Below are 21,301 nucleotides of genomic sequence, written 5' to 3' on the forward strand. Positions count from 1 at the left end.
TTCCCGTCACATCGCCAGGTTCGTCATCCCCAGGAATTGCCGCAGTTCGGGGGTGGCGGGCGATGCGAACAACTCCTCGGGCGGCCCGATCTCATGCACGCGGCCCTGGTGCATGAAGACGACGCGGTCGCAGACCTCGCGCGCAAAGCGCATCTCGTGCGTGACCATCAGCAGCGTCATGCCGTCGGCCGCCAGTTCGCGCACCACCGCCAGCACTTCATTGACCAGCTCCGGGTCCAGCGCCGATGTGATTTCGTCGCACAGCAGCGCCAGCGGCTGCATCGCCAACGCGCGCGCAATCGCCACGCGCTGTTGCTGACCGCCGGACAGTTCCTCGGGCCACGCATCGAACTTGTGCGCCAGCCCCACGCGCGTCAGCATGGCGCGCGCCATGTCGGCCGCGTCCGCTTCCGGCATGCGCTTGGCCACCATGGGCGACAGCATCACGTTGCGCCCCACCGTCAGGTGCGGAAACAGGTTGAACTGCTGGAAGATCATGCCCACTTTGAGCCGCAGCGCGCGCAACCGCAGCTCGTCGTCGCCCAACTGTGCGTCGGCCACCATGATCGCGCCGCCGTCAATCTGCTCCAACCCGTTCACGCAGCGCAGCAGCGTGCTCTTGCCCGAGCCGCTCTTGCCGATGATGGCGATGACCTCGCCGGGTTCAACGCGCAGCGTCACCCCCTTCAGGACTTCGTTGTCGCCGAATTTCTTGCGGACGTCTTCAAGGGCGATGAGGGGCATGCAACTTCCTTTCCAGCCGGAGGCTAAGGCGCGACAGGGGCCAGCACAGCGCGAAGTAGATCAGCGCGGCGCAGGCGTAGACGGTGAAGGGACTGAACGTGGCGTTGGTGATCACCGTGCTGGCCTTGGACAGCTCGGTGAACCCGATGATGGAGGTCAGCGCCGTGCTCTTGACGATCTGCACGGCGAAGCCGACGGTGGGCGCAATGGCGATGCGCAGCGCCTGCGGCAGCACCACGTAGCGCATCTGCTGCACGTAGCCCAGCGCCAGGCTGGCGGACGCTTCCCATTGGCCTTTTGGAATGGCTTCCACGCAGCCACGCCAGATCTCGGCCAGGAACGCGCCCGACCACAGCGTCAGCGCGGCGCCCGCTGCCAGCCAGGGCGGCACTTCCAGCCCCAGGAGCGACAGCCCGAAGAACGCCAGGAACAGCTGCATCAACAGCGGCGTGCCCTGGAACAGTTCGATATACGCCCAGCTGGCGCGGCGCATCAGCGCCACGCGCGACGTGCGCATCATCAGCGCCAGCATGCCCATCAGCGCGCCGCCCACGAACGCCACCAGCGACAGCACCACCGTCCAGCGCGCGGCCAGCAGCAGGTTGCGGACGATGTCCCACATTGAAAATTCAATCATCGCGCCGCCTTGCGAAACAGTCGCCAGCCCGCCAGGCGCAGCAACTGGCGCAGGACAATGGCCAGCACCAGGTAGATGCCGGTGGTGACCAGGTACACCTCGAACGCGCGGAAATTGCGCGACTGGATGAAGTTCGCGGCAAAGGTCAGGTCTTCGGCCGCAATCTGCGAGCACACCGCCGAGCCCAGCATCACAATTACGATCTGCGACGACAGCGCCGGCCAGATGCGTTTCAAGGCGGGCTTCAGCACCACGTGCCGGAACACCTGAAAGCGCGTCATCGCCAGGCTGGCGCCCGCCTCGTACTGCCCTTTGGGCGTGGCGTCGATGCCCGCGCGGATGATCTCGGCGCTGTAGGCGCCCAGGTTCAGCGCCATCGCCAGGCACGCCGCCTGCATCTCGCCCAGCTGCACGCCCAGCGATGGCAGGCCGAAGAACACGAAGAACAGCTGGATCAGGAACGGCGTGTTGCGTATCACCTCGACATAGGCGGCAACGGGCGCGCGCAGCCCGCGCGGCCCCTGCGTGCGGACCCAGGCGCAGGCGATGCCCAGCGCCACGCCCGCCACCGCGCCGAAAGCGATCAGTTCCACCGTCACGCCGATGCCTTTCAATAGCACCGGCGTGTAGTCGAATACCGACGCGAAGTCGTATTGGTAAGCCATGGTGGCCGCCGTCGGAACTTACAGGTCCTTGGGCAGCTCGGCCCCCAGCCACTTCTGCGATATCGCCGACAACGAGCCGTCACGCTTGGCGGCGGCCAGAATGTCGTTGACCTTGGCGCGCAGCTTGGGCTCGTCCTTGTTCATGCCGATGTAGCACGGCGAATTCTTGATCAGGAATTTCGTCTCGGGCTTTTTGGCCGGGTTGCGCGCCAGGATGGCGGCGGCCACCACGTTGCCCGTGGCAATCATCGGCACCTGGCCCGACAGGAAGGCGGTGATGGTGCCGTTGTTGTCTTCATAGCGCTTCAGGGTGGCCGAGGCCGGGGCGATCTTCGACAGCTCGATGTCTTCCACCGCGCCACGCGTGACGCCGATGGTCTTGCCGGCCAGGTCCGCCGCCGACGACACCTTCAAATCCGCCGGGCCGAACACGCCATTGAAGAACGGCGCGTAGGCGTCGGAAAAGTCGATGGCTTTCTCGCGTTCCGCATTCTTGCCCAGGCTGGAGATCACCAGGTCCACCTTGCGGGTCTGCAAGTAAGGCACCCGGTTGGCGCTGGTGACGGGCACCAGTTCCAGCTTCACGCCCAATTGCTTGGCGATCAGCGCGGCCGTATCGATGTCATAGCCCAGCGGCTTCATGTCGGCGCCCACCGAGCCGAACGGCGGGAAGTCCTGCGGCACGGCGATCTTGATGGTGCCGGCTTTGACGATGTCATCCAACGTGTCGGCGTGCGTCAGCGGCGCGGCCAGCAGGCTGGCGGCGGTGCAAAGGGACAACAACAGGGTTCTACGGTTCATGAGGAACTCTCCAGGGCGCGCGTCGCCCGGGACGGGTCGACGCGTTGCACACCGATTCGGTATACAAAGCTGGAAAAGCAAGTTCCGTGCCATTGCGCATGGCGCGCGGTGGCGCTGCGGATGCGTTGCTCGGTCGCCGCGCGCCGCCCCGTTTTGGTGCGGCGGGTGCGCCGGCGGCGAGCGCGTTTCGCACCGCTTTGGCTCGCGCGGCATGGGCGGGTTTCAGGCCTCCAGATGGGGCCGCATCAGCGATTCAAACCAATCCTGGAACACGGTCAGGCGCCGCGTGCGCTGGCGTCGATGCGGGTAGATCAGCGACACCGGCATCGGCGCTGCGCGAAACGCCGGCATCACTTCCACCAGCTCGCCGGCATCCAGCAGATGCTGCACGTCAAAGCGCGGTATCTGGATCAGGCCCATCCCCGCCAGACAGCAGGCGATGTAGTTTTCGGCGTTGTCCACGATCACGCGGCTGCGCGGTTGCGCGATGTGCCCGTCGTCGGCATGAAATTCCCAAGGCAGCTCGCGGCGCGTCTTCGGGGAGGCATAGCCTACCGTCCAGTGCCCTTCCGACAGGTCGGCGGGTCTGCGCGGCTCGCCGTGTTCGCGCAGGTAGCCGGGGCTGGCGCAATTGATCAGGGCGATTCGACCCAGCGGCCGCACCACCAGGCTGCTATCGGCCAGCGCGCCGATCCGTACGGCGCAATCCACGCCTTCCTGCACCAGGTCGATGGCGCGGTCGGTCGAGGTCAACGCCAACACCAGGCGGGGATGGCGGCGCAGCAGGCTGGGCAGCGCGGGCGCGATCAGGCGGCGCGCCACCCGGCTGGGCACGTCGATGCTTAATCTGCCCGAGGCCTGCAACTGGCTGGCATGGAACAACTGGTCGATGTCTTCCACGTCCGCCAGCAGCGGCTGCACGCGCGCCAGCAATTGTTCGCCGTCGGCCGTCAGCCGCACCTGCCGCGTCGTGCGGTGCAGCAGGCGTACGCCAAGTTGGGCCTCCAGTTGCTGGATGGCCGCGGACACCGACGCGCGAGGTGCGTTCAGCGCGTTGGCGGCCTTGATGAAGCTGCCCATCTCGGCGACTTGGGCGAATACGCGGTACTGGTCGAATCGGTCCATGCCCGACAGATTAGCGGCTACTTACTTGGTGGTGTAGCCGCCGTTGATCAAAATAGTCTGGCCCGTGATCCACCAGCCGTCGCTGACCAGATGGCGAATGAAGGGCACGACGTCTTCAATGTCGGTCAAGCCCGTCTTGCTGAACGGCGACAGCGCGGCCGCGGTCTTGTGATATGCCACCGCGTCCTCGCCTTCGGCCGGGTAGAAGAACGGCGTGTCCATGGGGCCGGGGCCCACCGCCGTGACCGAGATCCCGCGCGCGCCGAACTCCTTGGACGCGGCGCGGGTGTAATGCTCGACCGGCGCCTTGGTGCCGGCGTACGCGGCATAGAACGGCGTAAACGCACCCAGCAGCGACGTCACCAGCGTGCAGACCTTGCCGTTGTCGTTGACGTGCCGGCCCGCTTCGCGCAGGAAGAAAAAGGCCGTCTTGGAATTGACCGCCGTCATCTCGTCGTACTCGGCCTCGCTGATTTCGGTGAACGGTTTTTTCAGCACCTTGCCGACGGTGTTGATCGCAATATCCGGTTTGCCCACGGCGGCTACCGCATCGGCAAACAGCTTCTCGACAGCGCCCGCGGTTGTTAGGTCGGCTTGCAAGGCCACGGCTTTGGCGCCGGCCGCTTCGACGGCGGCTACCGTTGCGTCCGCCGCTGCCTTGGACGCCGCGCTGTTGTAGTGGATCGCGATGGCGTCCGCGCCGTGCGCGGCCAGATCGCGCGCAATCAAGCCGCCCAGGTTCTTTGCGCCGCCGGCAATCAGCACGACTTTGCCCTTGATGGAATGGTCTGCCATGGAAAACCCCTTCATGAATCGATGGAGTTTCGAGCTTAGGCAAGCGCAACCCACCGATAAACCGGCTGCGGCAAGATGCACTATCCAGAAAAACCACCCAAAGCGGCGGCATTGGGCAAGGTGGCGTCCATAAAAAAGCCGTCCCGTGCAAAACAGGGACGGCTTTGGCGGAAGGAGGAACGCTTAGTCCACCTGCGCGCCGGACTGCTTGACCGCGCGGCCCCACTTGTCCACTTCGCTGGCAATGAACTTGCCCGTGGCCTCGGGGCTGAGCGGCATCGGTTCGGCGCCCCGGTCACGCAGGAACTTCTGCATCTCCGGCGTATTCAGCGCCACGCCGATCTGACGGCTCAGGTAAGTGGTGACGTCGGCCGGCGTATCGCGCGGGGCCAGCACGGCGGCCCAGCCGATGGCCTCGAAACCCGGATAACCCGATTCGGCCACCGTCGGCACGTCCGGCAGTTGCGGCAGGCGCTTGGCGGTGGTCACGGCCAGCGCCACGGCTTTTTTGCTCTGCACGTGCGGCAGGCCCGCGGTCACGGAATCCACCATCAGCGGCACCTGGTGCCCCAGGAAATCCGCCTGCGCCGGGCCACTGCCCTTGTACGGAATGTGGCGGATATCGATGTTGGCCGCCGCCTTGAACATCTCGGCCGACAGATGCTGCGTGCCGCCGATGCCGGCGCTGGCGTAAGCCAGTTCACCCGGATTGGCGCGCGCCTGCGCCACCAGCTGCTTCAGGGACGTGATGCCCGAGGCCGGCGTGGCCAGGAACATCAGCGGCACCGAGAACACGCCCGACACCGGCGCGAAATCCTTGGTCAGGCTGTAGTTGATGGTCTTGTACAGCGTCTGGTTGACGGCGGCGGCGCTACCCGCGATGACCAGCGTGTAGCCATCGGCCGGGGCGCGCATGGCTTGTTCCATGCCGATATTGCTGCCCGCGCCGGCGCGGTTTTCCACCACGATGGGCTGCTTGACGGCGGCGCCCAGCTTTTCAGCCAGCGCGCGGGCAAAGATGTCGGTGGCCTGCCCGGGCGGGAACGGCACGATCAGGCGGATGGCGCGTTCGGGATATTCGGCGTGCACCGGCGCGCCGGCCGCCGCCAGCGCCAAGCCGGCGGCAAGACTGGAAAGAATACGTTTCATGATTGGTCAGTAAAAAGCGACAAGGGCTGCGCGCGAGGGGCGCGCCACTTCTCATAAAATAGAGCGCCCGAACGGCGGCCCTTGTGAGGCGGCCCGGGGCGATTCGGCGGGGGGTGCGTCACGATAGCATCCCTCTGTCGGTGCTACATTTGCCTTTTCGCGCTTTGCCCGCGAAGTTTTTCCTTCACCGCTGTCCTTACCCCGCAGGAACCGCCATGGAATTCAGCCAGTTCAACGTCAACACCCTCATGGACATCACTTCCCGCCCGGACCTCGTGTTCGTCAGCGGCAAGGGCTCCTGGCTGGAGGATCATGCGGGCAAGCGATACCTGGACTTCGTGCAGGGCTGGGCGGTGAACACGCTGGGCCATTCGGCTCCGGAAATGCAGCGCGCGCTGGTCGAACAGTCGCAAAAGCTGATGAACCCGTCGCCGGCGTTCTACAACATTCCCTCGATCGAGCTGGCCCAACGCCTGACCGGCGCGTCCTGCTTTGACCGCGTCTTCTTCGCCAACAGCGGCGGCGAAGCCAACGAAGGCGCCATCAAGCTGGCGCGCAAGTGGGGCCAGGTCAAGAAGAACGGCGCCTACAAGATCATCACGATGAACCACGGCTTCCACGGCCGCACGCTGGCCACGATGTCCGCATCGGGCAAGCCGGGCTGGGACAAGATGTTCGCCCCGCAAGTCGAAGGCTTCCCCAAGGCAGAATTGAACGACCTGGAATCCGTGAAGAAGCTGATCGACGACAAGACCGTCGCCATCATGCTGGAGCCGGTGCAAGGCGAAGGCGGCGTCATCCCCGCCACCAAGGAGTTCATGCAAGGCCTGCGCAAGCTGGCCGACGAGAACCAGCTGCTGCTGATCGTGGACGAAGTCCAGACCGGCATGGGCCGCACCGGCAAGATGTTCGCCTACCAGCATTCCGACGTCACGCCGGACATCATGACGTTGGCCAAGGGCATCGGCGGCGGCGTGCCGCTGGCCGCGCTGCTGGCCCGCCAGGACGCCTGCGTGTTCTCGCACGGCGACCAGGGCGGCACGTATAACGGCAACCCGCTGACCACCGCCGTGGGCGTGGCCGTGTTCGACGCCCTGGCCGCCCCGGGCTTCATGGACGCCGTCAACGCGCGCGCCAAGCAACTGTCCGAAGGCCTGCTGGCCCTGTCGGCCAAGTACGGCATGAAGGGCGAACGCGGCCAAGGCCTGCTGCGTGCCCTGATCATGGACCGCGACGACGGCCCCGCCATCGTCGAAGCCGCCCGCAACCAGAACCCGCAAGGCCTGCTGCTGAACGCCCCGCGCCCCAACCTGCTGCGCTTCATGCCCGCGCTGAACGTCACGGCCGAAGAAATCGACCTGATGCTGACGCAACTGGACGCGCTGATCGCGCAGGTGCGCAAGGCTTGATTGATTCAGGCTGGCAAGAGTGAGCAAGGGCTGCGGATTCGCGGCCCTTTTTCTTGCGCGGACAGGCGTTAGGGGGCGCGGGGGACGGGGACCGCACCCTTCATCATTAGCCTATAGTGCAGCAACCGCGCAAAGTCTGTTGCACTATAGGCTAATAGAATCTGCCGTTTTGCTGCGCTATAGGCTAATATTTTCCTAACTTATGACCGCGTACAGGCTAGAAAATGTCCCCCGAACTCAACCAACTTCGCTTGGAACAACTGCAGGCCGCGCTCTCTGCTTACGCAAACCTGCTTGGGCGAAAACCGCCTGCTAGCGGTTGGTTGAAGCTGATCCGGGAGTCACTTGGCTTGACTCAGCGGCAGCAAGCCGAACGCTTGGGAATTTCGGCACCCACGCTTCATAAATCAGAACAAGCGGAAGCGGACGAACGCATCTCGCTCAGGCAACTGCGCAAGCTGGCGGACGGACTTGATTGCGAACTTGTTTATGCCTTGGTGCCTCGCAAGCCGCTCACGGATAGGGTTCAAGAGCGCGCCCGCGCTGTCGCGCTGGAAGAGGTCGGAGGCGTTGCGCACACCATGGGCCTCGAAGACCAGCGCCCAACAGAGGACCGACTCCGTAAACAAGTAGAGCGCAGAATCGATGAACTGCTACGGGGCCGATGGTCCGAGCTATGGCGCTAGATCTTGACTATCAAGACGGCCAGACACCACTGGACCCCGATGAACGGGCGGGCCTCATCCCCGAGCACCTGAGCACCAAGGGCGACTTGAATGATTGGGAGCAGGAAAACCTGTTGCGTGCGGTGCGCTGGTTGAAAAGGGTTCGCTCGCCAGATGTTCTAAGCGAAGGATTCTGCCGAACGCTCCATTCCAAAATGTTTGACCAGACGTGGAGCTGGGCAGGGACCTTCCGGCGGTCAGACAAGAATATCGGTTGTGACTGGACGCAGGTCAGCACACGTCTATCGCAACTGCTTGCCAACACCCGTTGGGGAATCGAGCGTGGCGCCTATCCACCCGACGAAATCGCTGCCCGCTTTCACCGCGACCTGGTCTGGATTCACCCATTCCCAAACGGCAACGGGCGGCATTCCCGAATGATGGCTGACGCTCTTCTACGTAGCCTGGGGCAAGCGCAGTTTTCCTGGGGGGGCGCGGGAAATCTTGTGAACGCCTCCAACGCTCGGACTCGCTATCTCAACGCGCTACGCGCCGCGGACCAGGGCGAATATCACTTGCTGCTTGCGTTTGTTCGCAGCTAAAAGCGCCTTGCCCAGCGGGCCTGTCTATCGCGGCACCCCGGACAAGCGGTAGCCCCCGACCTCAGTGCGACGACACATAGGTGGCGTCGGCAAACGACGGAGGAATCGCGAAGCTTTCGCGCATGCGTCTCGCCTCGGCCGCCGGCGTCAAGCCGAAAAGCCGCTTGAACTCTCGGCTGAATTGCGATGTGCTTGTGTAGCCTACGGCGTGGCCCGCCGCTTCAGCGGTCAAGTCCTGGCGCACCATTAACAGCCTTGCCTGATGAAGCCGCGTCGATTTCACGTACTGCATCGGGGACACTTGCGTGACCGCCTTGAAATGGCTGTGGAAGCTGGGAACGCTCATGCCCGCCTTCTGCGCAAGCTGCGTCACATCAAGCGGTTCGGCGTACGCGGCATGAATATGCCGTAGCGACATCCCTATCCTGCCAAACTGCCCTCGCATCGCCAGTGCCTCGCGCATCGCCCCGCCTTGTGGCCCGGTCAACACGCGGAAGTACAGTTCGCGCAGCAGGCCCGGTCCCAGCACGGCGGCTTCGATTGGCTGGTGCATGGCTTGAAGAAAGCGCAGAACGCAGGTGTGCATCCTGTCGTCCATCCGAGTCGACATCATGCTCTTGGGCACCTCCGCCCCATCGCCCGCGCTTGCGTTGCCGATCTGCGCGGCCAGCTCGGCAGCCACCGTGAAATCAAGGTGCAGATAAAGCGCCAGCAATGGGCGTTCCGGTGTTGCATCGGTTTCCATGCTGAAAGGAACCGGCACCGAGACGGCAAGATAGTGATCCTCGTCGTACTGATACATCTGCCCGCCAAAGTACCCGCGCTTGCGCCCCTGGCACACGATCACAATGCCGGGGTCATACAAAACGGGGGTGCGTGAAAGCGCTCGGTCGGAACGCAGGATGCGCACGCTGGGCAGCGCGGTCAGGTTATAGCCTTCGGCGGGCGCCAAGGCGCGCAGTAGCGCGACCGTGCGCTTGGGCGTATCGGAATGCGTGGCCGAACATTGAGTCGAGGCGGCGTTTAGGCTCATAGCTTTATGCAAGAAATTCAGCGAATTCGGGCTGATAAGTCGTCTATGGCAAGAATAGTATGCAGTCTCCTCTTTGCATTTTGGAGACGCAACATGGCGTTGAACAAGATATTCCTGATCACCGGAGTCAGCAGCGGATTCGGCCGCGCGCTGGCGCAAGAAGCGCTGGCCGCCGGGCACACGGTGGTGGGCACGGTAAGAAGCGCAGACGCGAAGCGCGATTTCGAATCGCTGTCCGATGCGGCCTATGGGCGCGTGCTGGACGTCACCCAGTTCGACCGCATTGACGACGTCGTATCGGAAATCGAAACCAGCGTGGGACCTATCGACGTCCTGGTCAACAACGCCGGGTATGGGCACGAGGGCGTACTGGAAGAGTCGCCGCTATCGGAGATGCGCAGGCAGTTCGACGTGAACGTGTTCGGCGCCGTCGCCATGATGAAGGCAGTGCTGCCCTACCTGCGCGCGCGACGACGCGGTCATATCCTGAACATCACGTCGATGGGCGGACACATAACGATGCCGGGAATCGCCTACTACTGCGGCAGCAAATTCGCGCTGGAAGGCATTTCGGAAAGCCTGGGCAAAGAGGTCAAGCCCTTGGGCATTGCCGTCACCGCGGTCGCGCCCGGCTCTTTCCGAACCGACTGGGCCGGCCGCTCAATGACAAGAACCCCACGTTCCATCCCGGACTACGATGTCATCTTCGACCCGATCCGGCAGGCGCGTGAAGAGAAAAGCGGCAAGCAACTTGGCGACCCGGTCAAGGCTGCCCGCGCGATGCTTGCCGCGATCGAGGCCGACCATCCTCCGGCGCATCTATTGCTGGGCAGCGATGCGCTGATGCTGGTGCGAGCCAAGCTTGCTGCGTTGGATGACGAGTTTCGAGCGTGGGAGGCGACTACGGTGTCGACGGATGCCTGATACGCTGTAATCAAGACATGCCTTCATAGGAACAACCAGGAGAACCGCCGATGAGCCGACCGGAATTCATCAAGCACTGGACCGAACTTGCAGCGCCGGACGCGCATTCCTACCAGGGCGACACCGAACCCATGGGGCTGGACGCGCCGCCATGGAATAAAAGGGGCGTAACGAAGCGTGCCTTGCGATTGCAGCGGTCTTCTCCGAATAGTGCATCCGATTGCGCCTCCTGAATGCTATTTCGACCAAAGAAGATGCCCTCACCCGCCGATAACGTTATCGCCATCTATCAAGACCACGCAGCAGCGTTTGAAGCGCTGCGCGGGACGCGGCTTGTCGAACTCAGCTGGTTGACGAAGTTTTTGTCTTTGATGCCCGTCCAGAATGCGCAAGTGCTCGACATCGGTTGCGGCAACGGTGTCCCAATCGCGCGTCATTTGATCGAAAACGGGTGCTTGGTGACGGGCATCGATACGTCGTTGCCCTTGTTATCGCGGGCGCAATCCACTTTCCCTGACCATCAATGGATCGCCGCTGATATGCGGCGGTTGCCGTTCACCCAGAGCTTTCACGGCTTGATCGCCTGGCATAGCTTCTTTCATCTGAGCCCCGAGGACCAGCGTCCCATGTTCAGCACTTTTCGTCGTCTGGCGGCGCCCGGGGCGGTGTTGATGTTCACCAGCGGGACGTCGCTGGGAGAAGCCATTGGCCAGTTCGAAACCAAGCCGCTTTATCACGGCAGTTTGGACCCCAATGAGTACCGGCAACTGCTCAACGCCAATGGGTTTTCCGTGAAGCAGCATATGGAAAAGGATCCGGCTTGCGGTGGCGCGACGGTATGGCTGGCGCAACGGGACGCTGCCGAGTCCTGAGCCATAACCCTCCCGCGGCGCCATTCGCTACCCCGCCTCTTGCGCCACAATCCCCAGTTCCGCCGCATACCCCGCCAGCTGCGCGCCCACGTGCAGCTTCAACGCGTCCACGAACAACTTGATCTTTGCATCCACGAATTGTCGTGATGGGTACAGCGCATACACGTTGCGCTGGTTCGTGTAATAGCCGGGCAGCACCCGCACCAGCGTGCCTCGGCGCAGATCCTCGATTGCCGAGAAGCCGGCAAGCAGGCCGATGCCCGCCCCATCGCGCAGGGCCGTCGCCATGGCGTCCATATCGTTCACGCCGAAATGCGCGCCGGGCGGGCAGTGGGTGAACGTGCCGTCCGCGCTTTCCAGATGCCATTCGTCCGGGGCGTAGTCCACGGTGCTGAGCAGCACGCAGTCATGCCGGGCAAGGTCTTCGGGGGTTTGCACGGGCGGATGCTGCTTCAGGTAGGCGGGCGATGCGGCCAGGATGCAGTGGCTGACGCCGATTTTCTGGCTGACGTAGGTGGAGTCGGGCAAGGCGCGCGCGATCACGATCCCGACGTCAAGCTGATCTTCCAACAGGTTGGGCATGCGCTGCGAAAGCAGCAGGTCAACGGAAACATCGGGGTATTCCTGTCTGTAAGCCATCGCCGCGCGGGTGACCAGAGTGCGACCCAGGCCAGGCACCGCGTGAACGCGCAAGACGCCACGTGGCGAGATCGTTGCATGGCCTGCTTCGGCTTCCGCCCGTTCGACATCGCCCAGGATCGCCACACAGCGGTCATAGAACCGATGCCCCACGTCGGTCACCACCAGGCGGCGGGTGGATCGCTGGATCAGCCGGGCGTTCAGCCCTTCTTCCAGCGTCGTGACCGCGCGTGAAATGTTGCCGACCGTGGTGGAAAGGTGGTTGGCGACGGCAGTGAAGCTGCCCATTTCGACCACCTTCGCAAACACCGACATGTTGTAAAGCTTGTCCATCATGGGTCCATTGTGTGGGGGCGACTTTTCCTCTGGCAGAGAAAGTCATTCCTTCGCCGGGGGCTAAATCCGCGCCCGTCTCGCGCCTAGACTTCGTTCCATGGTCAGGTCCTGGCCCGGCAGGAAACGAACAATCTTATCGGAGTTTGCAGCCATGAACGGCAACTATGATCCGCTCTACCTCTTCATCAACGGCGAATGGATAGGCGCTGGCGACCGCGACACCGCCGCCGTCATCAACCCGGCCACGCGCCAGGAACTGGGCCGCGTGCCGCTTGCGACGCCCGCCGACCTGGAGCGCGCGCTTGAGGTGACGCAGCAGGCGTTCAACGCATGGCGCACCGCGTTTCCCAACGAGCGTGCCCGGGTGCTCAAGCGCGGTGCGGAATTGATGCGCGAGCGGGCCGAGCACATTGCCACGCTGATGACGCTTGAAGAAGGCAAGCCGCTGGTTGAAAGCCGCGATGAAGTGTTGCGCGCGGCCGATTACTTCGACTGGTTTGCCGAAGAAGCCAAACGCATAGACGGCCGCGTCGTGCCCGCCAACCGCCCCGGCGTGCAGCAGCTGGTCAAGCGGCAAGCAATCGGGCCGGTGGCCGCTTTCACGCCCTGGAACTTTCCGGCCATCACGCCGGCACGCAAGCTGGCCGCCGCGCTTGCCGCCGGGTGCAGCGTCATCATCAAGCCGGGCGAAGAAAGCCCCGCCACCGCGCTGGCACTGGCACGTGCCCTGGACGATGCGGGCCTGCCCAAGGGCGTGCTGCAAGTGGTCTTTGGCGTGCCCGACGACGTCTCGCGGCAGTTGATCGCGTCTCCGGTGATCCGCAAGGTGACGTTCACCGGGTCGGTGCCGATCGGCAGGTTGTTGTCGGCACGCGCCGCCGAAGGGGTGAAGCCCATCACGCTGGAGCTGGGCGGGCACGGGCCGGTTCTGGTGTTCAACGATGCCGACGTCGCACGCGCCGCGGTCGAAGGCGCCGCCAACCGGTTTCGTGGGACGGGCCAGGTCTGCATTTCGTCGACACGCTTTCTGGTGCAGCGCGGCGTCTATGACGAATTCCGCGAACATTTCGTCAAGGCCACGCGCGCCCTGAAAGTGGGCAACGGGCTTGATCCGGCCACCCAGGTCGGCCCGCTGGCGAACCCGCGCCAACTTGAGAAGATGCAGGCCTTGATCGCGGATGCGGTGGCGTGCGGGGCCACGGTGCTGACTGGCGGCAACGCCATCGAAGGGGAAGGCTATTTCTTCGAACCGACAGTGCTGGCCGATGTACCGATGCAAGCCAGGATCATGCACGAAGAGCCCTTTGGCCCCATCGCGGTGCTGATGGCCTTTGATGAGCTTGCGGACGGTTTGCAGGAAGCCAACCGCCTGCCCTACGGCTTGTCCGCCTATGCATTCACCCGCGATGCGCGCACGGCGATCGACGTGGCCGATGGGCTGGAAGCCGGCATGATCGGCATCAACCAATATCGCATCGTCGCGACCGAGCTGCCGTTCGGGGGCATGAAGGAAAGCGGACACGGTTCGGAAGGCGGCGTTGAAGGTATCGAGTACTACCTCACGCACAAGTTCATCAGTCAGGCTTGAACAGGGAAAGCACATGTCCAACATCGATTTCAGCCAGCCGCGTGAGGTCGCGCGCGCCTTTACGCCCACGCTGTCGGCCTTCGTCGACAACACGCTTTACCCCGACGTCTGGGGCGACCCCGCGCTGGGGCTCCGAGACCGCAGCCTGGTCACCGTGGCCGCGCTGATTGCCGCTGGCCACAGGGACGAACTGCCTGCCCATTTGCGTCGCGCCGTCGGCAACGGTGTGACGCGTGAAGAACTGGCGGCGGCGATCACGCACCTGGCGTTCTACGTCGGCTTTCCCGCAGCAATTACCGCATCGGCGATTGCACAACACACACTTGCCGCAACACCCGAAAGCGGCGCGAAGGACAAGCAATGAAAGCGATTATTTTTGAACAGTTTGGCGAGGCCGACGTGCTTGAAGTGGCCGATGTTCCCCCGCCCGAAATGCGCCCGGACGACCTTATCGTCCGCGTGCATGCCGCTGGCGTGAATCGCGCCGACCTGACGCACCGCCGGGGTGGCTACGGCCGCCCGAATTTTGGCGATTCCACCATCATGGGCCTGGAGATCGCCGGCGTAGTGCTGCAAGCAGGAAGCGCCGTGCGTGGATTCAAGGTGGGCGACCGCGTGATGGGTGTGGTGGGCGGCGGCGCCTACGCGGAAGTTGCGCGCTTGGACTGGCGCATGGCCTTGCCCGTTCCCGACGCGCTGGATTACGTCCATGCCGCCGCGATCCCCGAAGTGTTCGTCACCGCGCACGAAGCCATGCTGCACCTTGGGCGCTTGCGTGCCGGAGATTCCGTGCTGATCCACGCGGCGGCCGGCGGCGTGGGTTCCGCGGCGGTGCAGCTTGCCAGAGCGACGGGCGCCACCGTGTACGCCACGGCCGAGGCCAGCAAGCTGGCACAGGTGCAGCAACTGGGCGCCGATTGCGTCATCGACTATCGCACGCAGGACTACGCGCGGGTCGTGGCCGAACACACGTCCAAGCGGGGCGTGGACGTAGTCATCGACTTCATCGGCGCGCCCAACTTCGCACGCAACATCGCGTCGCTGGCCAACGGCGGGCGGCTGGTTCAGGTCGGTATCCTGGGCGGCGGCGGCCAGGTCAACATCGCGCTTGAAGACATCCTCTATCGCCATCTGCAAATTATCGGCACCGTCATGAAATCGCGTCCACAAGCCGAAAAACACGCAATGGTGCAGCGCTTTCGCGAGCATTGGCTGGACCGCTTTTCCAGCGGCGCCGGGCTGGTTCCCGTCGTCGACAGCACCTATACGCTTGAACGCGCATCGGACGCGCACCGCCGAATGGAATCGTCCCAGAACGTGGGGAAGATCATTTTGACGATGGGGGTGTAGGGGAACCAGGGTGGCGCGCGCGGGTGCCTGGGGCGCCAATCGGTTGTATCCTTTTGCCCGTCGTCATCATTCACGAGAGAGCGCGCGTGCATTGTCAAACTTGTGGGGCGGCGCATCGCGGTCGTGGCCGGCTTTGCGACGAGTGCAGCAAAACCTTGTCCGGCTTGTCCGACGCCAAGCAGGCGCCGCCGCCGCTGGGTGGCTTCGATGTGGAAAAGGAGCCGGCCGCTCCGGCATATAAAGAACCGCTCTCCAAGGAGGGCGGCTGGGATCGGCCGCAGCTCGTGCGCATGGACGTCATACCCCTCGCGCTGGCGGGCCGTTCGCTACAGCGGGGATGGCTTACCGCGTTGGGCGCGGTGGGGCTGGCCGTCACCATTGGCGAAGTGGCTTTCAAGTGGGGCGTGTGGTGGTTCTGGTTTGTTGTGCCCAGCGCGATTGCGTTTCTGATCGGCCATGGTTTGATGAAGAAGCGGTTTGTACGGCTTGCCGGCTTGTTCAACTTCGAAGCCGATAAGTCGGGGCGGGTCTACCTCACCACGATGGGTGGGAGCTGCCCCGTCTGCAATGCGGAAATCAAGCTGAAAGATATCGGGCCGCAGAAGCGCAGCAAGACGGTCATTCAGTGTGCGGACAACAGGACGCATCAATGGGCGTTCGACCCCAAGCAGCTGGAGTCGCTGTAGCCGGGTGGTTCATTCATCCACCGAACGCATATCGCAGGTCGTCTCGGCGGACGCGCAGAGGCCCCGAAACCACGCGCGCCCTCGCGCACGATCCTTCGGGGCAAGGCGTTCGAATTTCTCGTTGTTGCGCATCTCGTAATCAAGCAGCAGCCAGTCGCCTTCGCATGCCACGATGCCTTGCAGCGTGGCGCGCTCGGTCAGCCAGTCGTGGCCCAGGTCCAGCAGCCGTTCGGTGGCGATGTCCGGGCGCGCGTAACCCCGTGCCGACTGGATGCCGACTTGCGCATCCGCCGCTTCGATCCAGCCCTCGCCGCGATACACGGGCCGGGGCTGGCTGACGTCGCCACCCGTCATGTCGTCGCTGGCATTCTTGATCTTGAGCCAGCCGTCGCGCGCCTCGGTGACATCGAACGTGACGCTGTAGTAATCGATATCCGGATCGGGGCCATCGCCCAGCGTAGTGGGCAGGCTGCCCAGCACGTCGGACGTGGCGGACGCCTCGGCGCGCACCAGAATTTCGGGCTTCTGGTTGGTGGTCCACCCTGAAAAGGCGCATGCCGTCGGGCCTGGCGGCGTCCAGGCGGCGACGCTGGACGGGGCTTGCGCGCCCACAAGGGGCGGCAGCGTCAGCGCGGCAAGCAGCACAAGCGTACGTTGAACGGTCATTGGGAATTACCGCTGAAGGCAGCTGCTGATGTCCGACGCGAGCCGGGCCATTTCCTTGTCCACGCCCAGGTCCGTGCAATAAGCGCCCGCGCCACGCAAAGACAGCTTCAAGGTAGACGTCTGCTTTGAGACCTCGGCCCGCAGACGGAAGCCGCCGGTGTTGGGCGTGCTGTAATTTTTTGACTCCAGCACGCCGGATTGCGTGTCGCGGATGGCGTAGCCGCTGTCGAACAGCGAACCATGGTCTTTGCTGGAGACGCTTGCCTGATCGATGCAGGCGAACACCCCATCAACGGATGCGTTTTGCGGCACCGCCATCGACGCGCTTTTGCTGGGACCGAACGCGTCGCACATGCCGGAGGACATAGAACAAGCGCCCAGCAATGCGGCAATACCCAACGTCAATGCCAGGCGGCCCGATCGCTGCCAGCTTGCCCACGCCTTGCGATTGCATTGCATATCCTTGATCTCCTGAAACGCCATGAAGTGCCATGAAGGGGCACCGTGGTTACCGTGTCGCAGCGATATTCGCGCGCCGCAACGAGGCGCGCAACGTGTGTTCCAGCTGGCCCAGACCCACATTGCCGCAGCCAACCAAAGTCAATTCCTGCAAACGTCGCAACGTTGCCAGCACGCTGATATCCGCAATGCGCGCGCAGTACTGGATGTTTAGAAATTCCAACTCGGCAAGGGCTGCGATCGGGCCGATCGTATCCAGCAAGGGTAGGTTCTTCAGACGCAGCGAACGCAGGCCGGGCAGCTGTTCAATGCCGGAAAGCGTTGTCAGGGTCCGCCCGCCCAACAGGCCAAGCGCGACCAGCGGCAGCGGCGCCAGGCGATTGAACAGCGACGAATCGAACGGCACGTTCCACAGGTTCAGTTCTTTCAACGCCAGCTGCAACGCGCTATCCACCAACGCGCCGCGCCGATCGGGAATGGCCGATAGCGATATCAACGCGGGGAAGTCCTGTGGGTCCAAGCGCAGCGTTGCGCCGACGGTCAGGGATTCCAGGCGGGGCATCGGACCCGCCTGCCAGGTATAGGTGCCCGATTGGGGATGCATGGACAAGTGGCGCAGGCTGGCGGGCAGCATATCGGCGCGCAGCCCCTTTACGACGCTGGGCAGGATGACGCCCGGTCCAATCGACAAATGGACCAGCGAGGGCAGCCGGGCGATGAGCTCGGGCAGGACTTGCAGGGGATCTTCGTGCGGCGCCCACAGGTGCACGTCTGTGATCTGGGCCAGCGTGGCCTCGTCCGGTGGCGCATCGTAGAACACGAGGCGCGCATCGTCGCCGGGAAAGTGCGCGGACTGGCGGCTATGCATGAAGCGCCAAGTCTGATCCCGGCCGGGCAGGGGCGTCGAAAACGGGATGGGCGACATGCGGTTTTCCAAAGGAATTTGGATCGCCAGTTTACGACGCGGATCAAGACCGCGATCACCCATGTGTAGCGCGGCCCGGGCTCTTTGGGCCTTATGGGGCCGACCTGTCAAAAACGTGAACGACGCGGAAGCGCTCACACACCAGCATCATGTCCGGCGAATAACCGCCATTGCGTTCGAAGTAGGCGATGTGTTCGTCGCGCCAGACCGGGTACGGGCCTTCGCCTTCGGCGACGGCGAACGCTTCGTCGACCTGGTCAAAGCGCTGGATCAATACGCCGGTCGTCTCGATGACGCAGGCGGGGCGGCCCTGGCCGTCCAGCACGACATCGCGCCGGCCCGCTTGGGGTACGGGCTCTTCGTCGCCGAAGTGGTGCAGCGCGCCGCAAGTGGCGGTCTTGGTTCCGGCCAGCACAAGGGCCAGCAAGGCGTCGGCAAGTTCCGGCGAATCGCCGAATTGAAACGTCACGGCGTCTTCGAAGGGGGCGGGTGGTTTCATGGTTGGCATGGGTGCTGCACCTGATTCGGGTCGGGGATGGACGTTGTGCGCGGTCCACGGCCAGGCGCGAATTTTCAACGCGGGCCGAGTACGAAACTGGAACGTGATGATGGCATTCTAGTGACTTTGACGCGGGCGAGCCGTGCCCCGCCCGCATGCCCATTACCCGCCACCGCCCAGAGGCCGCCTAGCTACCGCCCAACCCCTACGCGCCTGCCGCCGCGCGCGCGTGCGACCGTGACGTCAGGGTGGCCAGCATCGCCGCCACCAGCAGCACCACGGCGCTGACTGCAAAGGTGCTTCGATACCCGCTGTGGTCGAACAGCAGCCCCCCTATCGTCGACCCCAGCGCGATGGACAGCTGGATCACCGCCACCATCAAGCCGCCCGCGGCTTCGGCGGACCGGGGCATGGCTTGTGCGACCCAACTCCACCAGCCGACGGGCGCGGCAGTGGCCAGCAGCCCCCACAAGCCCAACAGTATCGCGACCACGGTCAGCGAGGCGCCGAACGGGATCAGCGCCAGGGCGATGGCCGCCATCAACACGGGGATGACGATCAGGGGCGGATACAGGCCTTTTTTGAGGACCGTGCCAATCAGGCCGGTGCCCACGACGCCCGCCACGCCAATGGCCAGCAAGACCAGCGACAACGCCGACACGCCCACGTGCGTGACGGTTTCCAGGAAAGGCCGCAAGTAGGTGAACAGCGCGAATTGCCCCATGAAGAACGCACCGCAAGCGGCCATGGCCAGCGCAACGAAGGGGCGCTTGAGCAGCGTGAAGGCGTTGCCCGACGCCCGCGTAAGCGGCTCGGCTTGCATGGCGGGCAGGCTGACCCATTGCCACGCCAGCGCCAGTGCCACCACCGGCACCAGGCACAGGAAGGCGCCGCGCCACCCTATCGCCGCCGCCAGGTAGCTGCCCAGCGGCGGCGCCACGACGGTGGCCAGCGCATTGCCGCCATTGAAGACGGCCAAGGCGCGTGGCACCTGGCGCGGCGGTACCAGCCGCATGGCGGTCGCCGCCGACATCGACCAGAAACCGCCGATGACCACGCCGATCAGCGCGCGGCCCACCATGTACACCGGGTAATTCGGCGCCAACGCCACGGTGGCGCCAGAGACGGCCATCAGCGCAGTCAACCCCAGCAACAGCGTCTTGCGATTCATGCTGCCGGCCAGTCTGCCGATGGACAGGCTGGTCAGTACCGCGAACGCGCCCGAAATGGCAATGCCCTGCCCTGCCAGCCCTTCGCTGACCTGGAGGTCCGTGGCGATCAGGGTCAGCAGGCTGACCGGCATGAATTCCGAGGCGATCAGCGCAAAGACGCACAACGTCATCGCGAATACGCCGCCCCAATGGGCCGGCGCATCGGGGCTGACGTGCCCAGCGCCGGGTGCGTCGTGATCCGGCGTGCCGGCCGCCGTGGCCTGCTGCGTGGATGTGGTCATGACGCCTCCACGCGCCCCAGATGCTTGTCGAAGAATGCGTTCAACGTCGCCCACGGAATCAACGTGACGCGGTCGTAGAGGTCGACATGGCCGGCACCGGGAACGATGTGCAGGGTCTTGGGCTCGGCCGCCCGGCGATAGGCGTCTTCGCTGAACTCGCGCGAATGCGCCTGGTCGCCGGTGATCAACAGCAGCGGGCGGGGCGAAATCGTTTCAATGTCGTTGAACGGATAGAAGTTCATGAACTTGACGTTGCTGGTCAGCGTGGGGTGCGTCGTCAATGCGGGTGAGGAGCCGGCGGGCGTGAATTGCCCGCGCGGCGTGCGGTAGAAGTCGTAGAACTCGCGGTCCACAGGCGTCGATTCGGCAGTCAGCTGATGCACGCTGCCGCTGGTGTACTTTCGTTCGCCACCGGCGAATTCCACATCGCGTTGCTGCGCGGCGTCGGCAATGATGGCCTGGCGTTGCGCAGGCGTCAGCGTCCGGTTCAACGCGTGGCGGTTGGCGGCGCCCATGTCGTACATGCTGACCGTGGCAATGGCTTTGATGCGCGGGTCGATCTTGGCCGCGCTGATGACGAAGCTGCCGCTTCCGCAAACGCCGATGGCGCCGACATGGTCCCGATCGACCATGGGCTGCGCCCGCAGGAAGTCCACGGCCGCGCTGAAGTCTTCGGCGTAGATGTCCGGCGATACGGCGTTGCGCGGCTGGCCGGCGCTTGCGCCCCAGAACGACAGGTCCAAAGACAGCGCGACGAAGCCCTGCTCGGCCATCTTGGTGGCATACAGGTTTGCGCTTTGTTCCTTGACGGCGCCCATGGGGTGGCCGACCACAATCGCGGGCAATTTTTTGCGGCGGTCCAGATCCTTGGGGGTGAACAGGTTGCCAACCACCTCCATCTGGTATTGGTTCTTGAACGTCACCTTCTGGACCGTGACGCGGTCGCTGGTGTAGAAGTTATCGGCGCCTTCGGGCGTTGCGCCTGCCGGTTGCGCGGCAGCGGCCAATGCGGCGGTGCCCGTGGACGACAGCCCGCTTAGCGCTGCCATGCCGGTGCCGATGCCGGCGGCCTTTAACAAGGTGCGGCGGTTGGCATCGGGTTGATGGGCCGGGTCGACAGCGGCGGTTTCAAGGGGGCTGGACGCTTGCATGGCGGCTTCCTTCACGGGAGTTGACGGGAATTGACGGGATGGTCTCCATTTTGAAGATGAGCGATAAGCTAGACTAGGTAATGAATCCTTAATTGCCCTATTAGTCCAGCTAATAAATAAAACGAGCC

Annotated in this window: 24 protein-coding genes and 1 pseudogene; 10 read left to right on the forward strand and 15 right to left on the reverse strand. The window is 64.0% G+C overall.

Translation table 11 applies throughout. The annotated features are described in order from the left end of the window. Positions 1-6: 6 nt before the first annotated feature. The 7 genes from KYT87_RS00350 to KYT87_RS00380 form a co-directional block, all read right to left on the reverse strand. Complete coding sequence (locus tag KYT87_RS00350; protein WP_046803983.1) at positions 7-744, reverse strand: amino acid ABC transporter ATP-binding protein; 738 nt, start codon at positions 742-744, stop codon at positions 7-9. Further along, positions 725-1,381: an amino acid ABC transporter permease gene (locus KYT87_RS00355; protein ID WP_046803982.1), complete on the reverse strand. Its 657-nt coding sequence runs from the start codon at positions 1,379-1,381 to the stop codon at positions 725-727. Before KYT87_RS00355 ends, KYT87_RS00350 begins: the two co-directional genes overlap by 20 nt. Continuing rightward, positions 1,378-2,046, reverse strand: a complete 669-nt coding sequence (locus tag KYT87_RS00360; RefSeq protein WP_046803981.1) for an amino acid ABC transporter permease — start codon at positions 2,044-2,046, stop codon at positions 1,378-1,380. The genes KYT87_RS00355 and KYT87_RS00360 overlap by 4 nt, the downstream gene beginning before the upstream one ends. 18 nt (positions 2,047-2,064) lie before the next feature. Then, positions 2,065-2,847, reverse strand: a complete 783-nt coding sequence (locus KYT87_RS00365) for a transporter substrate-binding domain-containing protein (protein WP_219991496.1) — start codon at positions 2,845-2,847, stop codon at positions 2,065-2,067. Positions 2,848-3,069: 222 nt separating this feature from the next. Then, complete coding sequence (locus tag KYT87_RS00370; RefSeq protein WP_219991497.1) at positions 3,070-3,972, reverse strand: LysR family transcriptional regulator; 903 nt, start codon at positions 3,970-3,972, stop codon at positions 3,070-3,072. A 21-nt stretch (positions 3,973-3,993) separates the two neighbouring features. Further along, positions 3,994-4,767 carry an SDR family oxidoreductase gene (locus tag KYT87_RS00375; protein WP_219991498.1) on the reverse strand — a complete coding sequence of 258 codons (774 nt, stop codon included), beginning with the start codon at positions 4,765-4,767 and terminating at the stop codon, positions 3,994-3,996. A 183-nt stretch (positions 4,768-4,950) separates the two neighbouring features. Next, positions 4,951-5,916, reverse strand: a complete 966-nt coding sequence (locus KYT87_RS00380) for a tripartite tricarboxylate transporter substrate binding protein (RefSeq protein WP_219991499.1) — start codon at positions 5,914-5,916, stop codon at positions 4,951-4,953. A 215-nt stretch (positions 5,917-6,131) separates the two neighbouring features. Here KYT87_RS00380 and KYT87_RS00385 point away from each other — a divergent pair, with 215 nt between their 5' ends. The 3 genes from KYT87_RS00385 to KYT87_RS00395 all read left to right on the forward strand — a co-directional run bounded on the left by KYT87_RS00385 (position 6,132) and on the right by KYT87_RS00395 (position 8,592). After that, positions 6,132-7,325 (forward strand): acetylornithine transaminase, encoded by a 1,194-nt coding sequence (locus KYT87_RS00385; protein ID WP_104144650.1) that lies wholly within the window; start codon positions 6,132-6,134, stop codon positions 7,323-7,325. 224 nt (positions 7,326-7,549) lie between these two features. After that, positions 7,550-8,011 carry a mobile mystery protein A gene (locus tag KYT87_RS00390; protein ID WP_082134412.1) on the forward strand — a complete coding sequence of 154 codons (462 nt, stop codon included), beginning with the start codon at positions 7,550-7,552 and terminating at the stop codon, positions 8,009-8,011. After that, the gene (locus KYT87_RS00395; protein ID WP_219991500.1) at positions 8,002-8,592 is read left to right on the forward strand and encodes a mobile mystery protein B; all 591 of its coding nucleotides are present in this window, start codon (positions 8,002-8,004) and stop codon (positions 8,590-8,592) included. Before KYT87_RS00390 ends, KYT87_RS00395 begins: the two co-directional genes overlap by 10 nt. A gap of 61 nt (positions 8,593-8,653) precedes the next feature. On the opposite strand, the gene KYT87_RS00400 is transcribed toward KYT87_RS00395, so the two are convergent. Further along, the gene (locus KYT87_RS00400; protein WP_219991501.1) at positions 8,654-9,625 is read right to left on the reverse strand and encodes an AraC family transcriptional regulator; all 972 of its coding nucleotides are present in this window, start codon (positions 9,623-9,625) and stop codon (positions 8,654-8,656) included. Between the two features lie 93 nt (positions 9,626-9,718). Between KYT87_RS00400 and KYT87_RS00405 the strand changes: the two genes are divergently transcribed. The 3 genes and pseudogenes from KYT87_RS00405 (at position 9,719) to KYT87_RS00410 (ending at position 11,421) form a co-directional block, all read left to right on the forward strand. Beyond that, positions 9,719-10,549, forward strand: a complete 831-nt coding sequence (locus tag KYT87_RS00405; RefSeq protein ID WP_046803973.1) for an oxidoreductase — start codon at positions 9,719-9,721, stop codon at positions 10,547-10,549. Positions 10,550-10,599: 50 nt separating this feature from the next. Then, a pseudogene (locus tag KYT87_RS29985) lies at positions 10,600-10,702 on the forward strand (cupin); the annotation flags it as partial. A gap of 101 nt (positions 10,703-10,803) precedes the next feature. Further along, a complete protein-coding gene (locus KYT87_RS00410; protein ID WP_219991502.1) occupies positions 10,804-11,421 on the forward strand; it encodes a class I SAM-dependent methyltransferase in 618 nt (205 codons plus the stop codon). A gap of 27 nt (positions 11,422-11,448) precedes the next feature. Here KYT87_RS00410 and KYT87_RS00415 read toward each other — a convergent pair whose 3' ends face one another. Beyond that, complete coding sequence (locus KYT87_RS00415) at positions 11,449-12,393, reverse strand: LysR family transcriptional regulator (protein WP_219992567.1); 945 nt, start codon at positions 12,391-12,393, stop codon at positions 11,449-11,451. Between the two features lie 154 nt (positions 12,394-12,547). Here KYT87_RS00415 and KYT87_RS00420 point away from each other — a divergent pair, with 154 nt between their 5' ends. The 4 genes from KYT87_RS00420 to KYT87_RS00435 all read left to right on the forward strand — a co-directional run bounded on the left by KYT87_RS00420 (position 12,548) and on the right by KYT87_RS00435 (position 16,020). Then, complete coding sequence (locus tag KYT87_RS00420) at positions 12,548-13,984, forward strand: NAD-dependent succinate-semialdehyde dehydrogenase (RefSeq protein ID WP_219991503.1); 1,437 nt, start codon at positions 12,548-12,550, stop codon at positions 13,982-13,984. A gap of 13 nt (positions 13,985-13,997) precedes the next feature. Next, positions 13,998-14,348 carry a carboxymuconolactone decarboxylase family protein gene (locus KYT87_RS00425; RefSeq protein WP_219991504.1) on the forward strand — a complete coding sequence of 117 codons (351 nt, stop codon included), beginning with the start codon at positions 13,998-14,000 and terminating at the stop codon, positions 14,346-14,348. After that, positions 14,345-15,334, forward strand: a complete 990-nt coding sequence (locus KYT87_RS00430; protein ID WP_219991505.1) for an NAD(P)H-quinone oxidoreductase — start codon at positions 14,345-14,347, stop codon at positions 15,332-15,334. The genes KYT87_RS00425 and KYT87_RS00430 overlap by 4 nt, the downstream gene beginning before the upstream one ends. A 155-nt stretch (positions 15,335-15,489) precedes the next feature. After that, positions 15,490-16,020 carry a hypothetical protein gene (locus tag KYT87_RS00435; protein ID WP_219991506.1) on the forward strand — a complete coding sequence of 177 codons (531 nt, stop codon included), beginning with the start codon at positions 15,490-15,492 and terminating at the stop codon, positions 16,018-16,020. 9 nt (positions 16,021-16,029) lie between these two features. On the opposite strand, the gene KYT87_RS00440 is transcribed toward KYT87_RS00435, so the two are convergent. The 6 genes from KYT87_RS00440 to KYT87_RS00465 all read right to left on the reverse strand — a co-directional run bounded on the left by KYT87_RS00440 (position 16,030) and on the right by KYT87_RS00465 (position 21,173). After that, a complete protein-coding gene (locus KYT87_RS00440; RefSeq protein WP_104144660.1) occupies positions 16,030-16,686 on the reverse strand; it encodes a hypothetical protein in 657 nt (218 codons plus the stop codon). Positions 16,687-16,692: 6 nt separating this feature from the next. Continuing rightward, positions 16,693-17,145, reverse strand: a complete 453-nt coding sequence (locus tag KYT87_RS00445) for a hypothetical protein (protein WP_219991507.1) — start codon at positions 17,143-17,145, stop codon at positions 16,693-16,695. Positions 17,146-17,194: 49 nt separating this feature from the next. Then, on the reverse strand, positions 17,195-18,070 hold the full coding sequence (locus tag KYT87_RS00450; protein WP_219991508.1) for a leucine-rich repeat domain-containing protein: 876 nt from the start codon (positions 18,068-18,070) through the stop codon (positions 17,195-17,197). Positions 18,071-18,161: 91 nt separating this feature from the next. Beyond that, positions 18,162-18,569 (reverse strand): ASCH domain-containing protein, encoded by a 408-nt coding sequence (locus tag KYT87_RS00455; protein ID WP_046804050.1) that lies wholly within the window; start codon positions 18,567-18,569, stop codon positions 18,162-18,164. Between the two features lie 205 nt (positions 18,570-18,774). Next, positions 18,775-20,022 (reverse strand): MFS transporter, encoded by a 1,248-nt coding sequence (locus KYT87_RS00460; protein WP_370638742.1) that lies wholly within the window; start codon positions 20,020-20,022, stop codon positions 18,775-18,777. After that, entirely contained in the window at positions 20,019-21,173 is a 1,155-nt protein-coding gene (locus KYT87_RS00465) for an alpha/beta hydrolase (RefSeq protein WP_255593762.1), read from the reverse strand. Before KYT87_RS00465 ends, KYT87_RS00460 begins: the two co-directional genes overlap by 4 nt. Positions 21,174-21,301 lie beyond the last annotated feature (128 nt).

This window comes from Achromobacter sp. ES-001, from assembly GCF_019448355.1.
Classification (GTDB): domain Bacteria; phylum Pseudomonadota; class Gammaproteobacteria; order Burkholderiales; family Burkholderiaceae_B; genus Achromobacter; species Achromobacter spanius_B.

What these genes read in the sequence shown, in the direction of transcription:
- KYT87_RS00350 (WP_046803983.1), bottom strand. Translation starts at nt 744, where the DNA reads ATGCCCCTCATCGCCCTTGAAGACGTCCGCAAGAAATTCGGCGACAAC.
- KYT87_RS00355 (WP_046803982.1), bottom strand. Translation starts at nt 1,381, where the DNA reads ATGATTGAATTTTCAATGTGGGACATCGTCCGCAACCTGCTGCTGGCC.
- KYT87_RS00360 (WP_046803981.1), bottom strand. Translation starts at nt 2,046, where the DNA reads ATGGCTTACCAATACGACTTCGCGTCGGTATTCGACTACACGCCGGTG.
- KYT87_RS00365 (WP_219991496.1), bottom strand. Translation starts at nt 2,847, where the DNA reads ATGAACCGTAGAACCCTGTTGTTGTCCCTTTGCACCGCCGCCAGCCTG.
- KYT87_RS00370 (WP_219991497.1), bottom strand. Translation starts at nt 3,972, where the DNA reads ATGGACCGATTCGACCAGTACCGCGTATTCGCCCAAGTCGCCGAGATG.
- KYT87_RS00375 (WP_219991498.1), bottom strand. Translation starts at nt 4,767, where the DNA reads ATGGCAGACCATTCCATCAAGGGCAAAGTCGTGCTGATTGCCGGCGGC.
- KYT87_RS00380 (WP_219991499.1), bottom strand. Translation starts at nt 5,916, where the DNA reads ATGAAACGTATTCTTTCCAGTCTTGCCGCCGGCTTGGCGCTGGCGGCG.
- KYT87_RS00385 (WP_104144650.1), top strand. Translation starts at nt 6,132, where the DNA reads ATGGAATTCAGCCAGTTCAACGTCAACACCCTCATGGACATCACTTCC.
- KYT87_RS00390 (WP_082134412.1), top strand. Translation starts at nt 7,550, where the DNA reads ATGTCCCCCGAACTCAACCAACTTCGCTTGGAACAACTGCAGGCCGCG.
- KYT87_RS00395 (WP_219991500.1), top strand. Translation starts at nt 8,002, where the DNA reads ATGGCGCTAGATCTTGACTATCAAGACGGCCAGACACCACTGGACCCC.
- KYT87_RS00400 (WP_219991501.1), bottom strand. Translation starts at nt 9,625, where the DNA reads ATGAGCCTAAACGCCGCCTCGACTCAATGTTCGGCCACGCATTCCGAT.
- KYT87_RS00405 (WP_046803973.1), top strand. Translation starts at nt 9,719, where the DNA reads ATGGCGTTGAACAAGATATTCCTGATCACCGGAGTCAGCAGCGGATTC.
- KYT87_RS00410 (WP_219991502.1), top strand. Translation starts at nt 10,804, where the DNA reads ATGCCCTCACCCGCCGATAACGTTATCGCCATCTATCAAGACCACGCA.
- KYT87_RS00415 (WP_219992567.1), bottom strand. Translation starts at nt 12,393, where the DNA reads ATGGACAAGCTTTACAACATGTCGGTGTTTGCGAAGGTGGTCGAAATG.
- KYT87_RS00420 (WP_219991503.1), top strand. Translation starts at nt 12,548, where the DNA reads ATGAACGGCAACTATGATCCGCTCTACCTCTTCATCAACGGCGAATGG.
- KYT87_RS00425 (WP_219991504.1), top strand. Translation starts at nt 13,998, where the DNA reads ATGTCCAACATCGATTTCAGCCAGCCGCGTGAGGTCGCGCGCGCCTTT.
- KYT87_RS00430 (WP_219991505.1), top strand. Translation starts at nt 14,345, where the DNA reads ATGAAAGCGATTATTTTTGAACAGTTTGGCGAGGCCGACGTGCTTGAA.
- KYT87_RS00440 (WP_104144660.1), bottom strand. Translation starts at nt 16,686, where the DNA reads ATGACCGTTCAACGTACGCTTGTGCTGCTTGCCGCGCTGACGCTGCCG.
- KYT87_RS00445 (WP_219991507.1), bottom strand. Translation starts at nt 17,145, where the DNA reads ATGCAATGCAATCGCAAGGCGTGGGCAAGCTGGCAGCGATCGGGCCGC.
- KYT87_RS00450 (WP_219991508.1), bottom strand. Translation starts at nt 18,070, where the DNA reads ATGTCGCCCATCCCGTTTTCGACGCCCCTGCCCGGCCGGGATCAGACT.
- KYT87_RS00455 (WP_046804050.1), bottom strand. Translation starts at nt 18,569, where the DNA reads ATGAAACCACCCGCCCCCTTCGAAGACGCCGTGACGTTTCAATTCGGC.
- KYT87_RS00460 (WP_370638742.1), bottom strand. Translation starts at nt 20,022, where the DNA reads ATGACCACATCCACGCAGCAGGCCACGGCGGCCGGCACGCCGGATCAC.
- KYT87_RS00465 (WP_255593762.1), bottom strand. Translation starts at nt 21,173, where the DNA reads ATGCAAGCGTCCAGCCCCCTTGAAACCGCCGCTGTCGACCCGGCCCAT.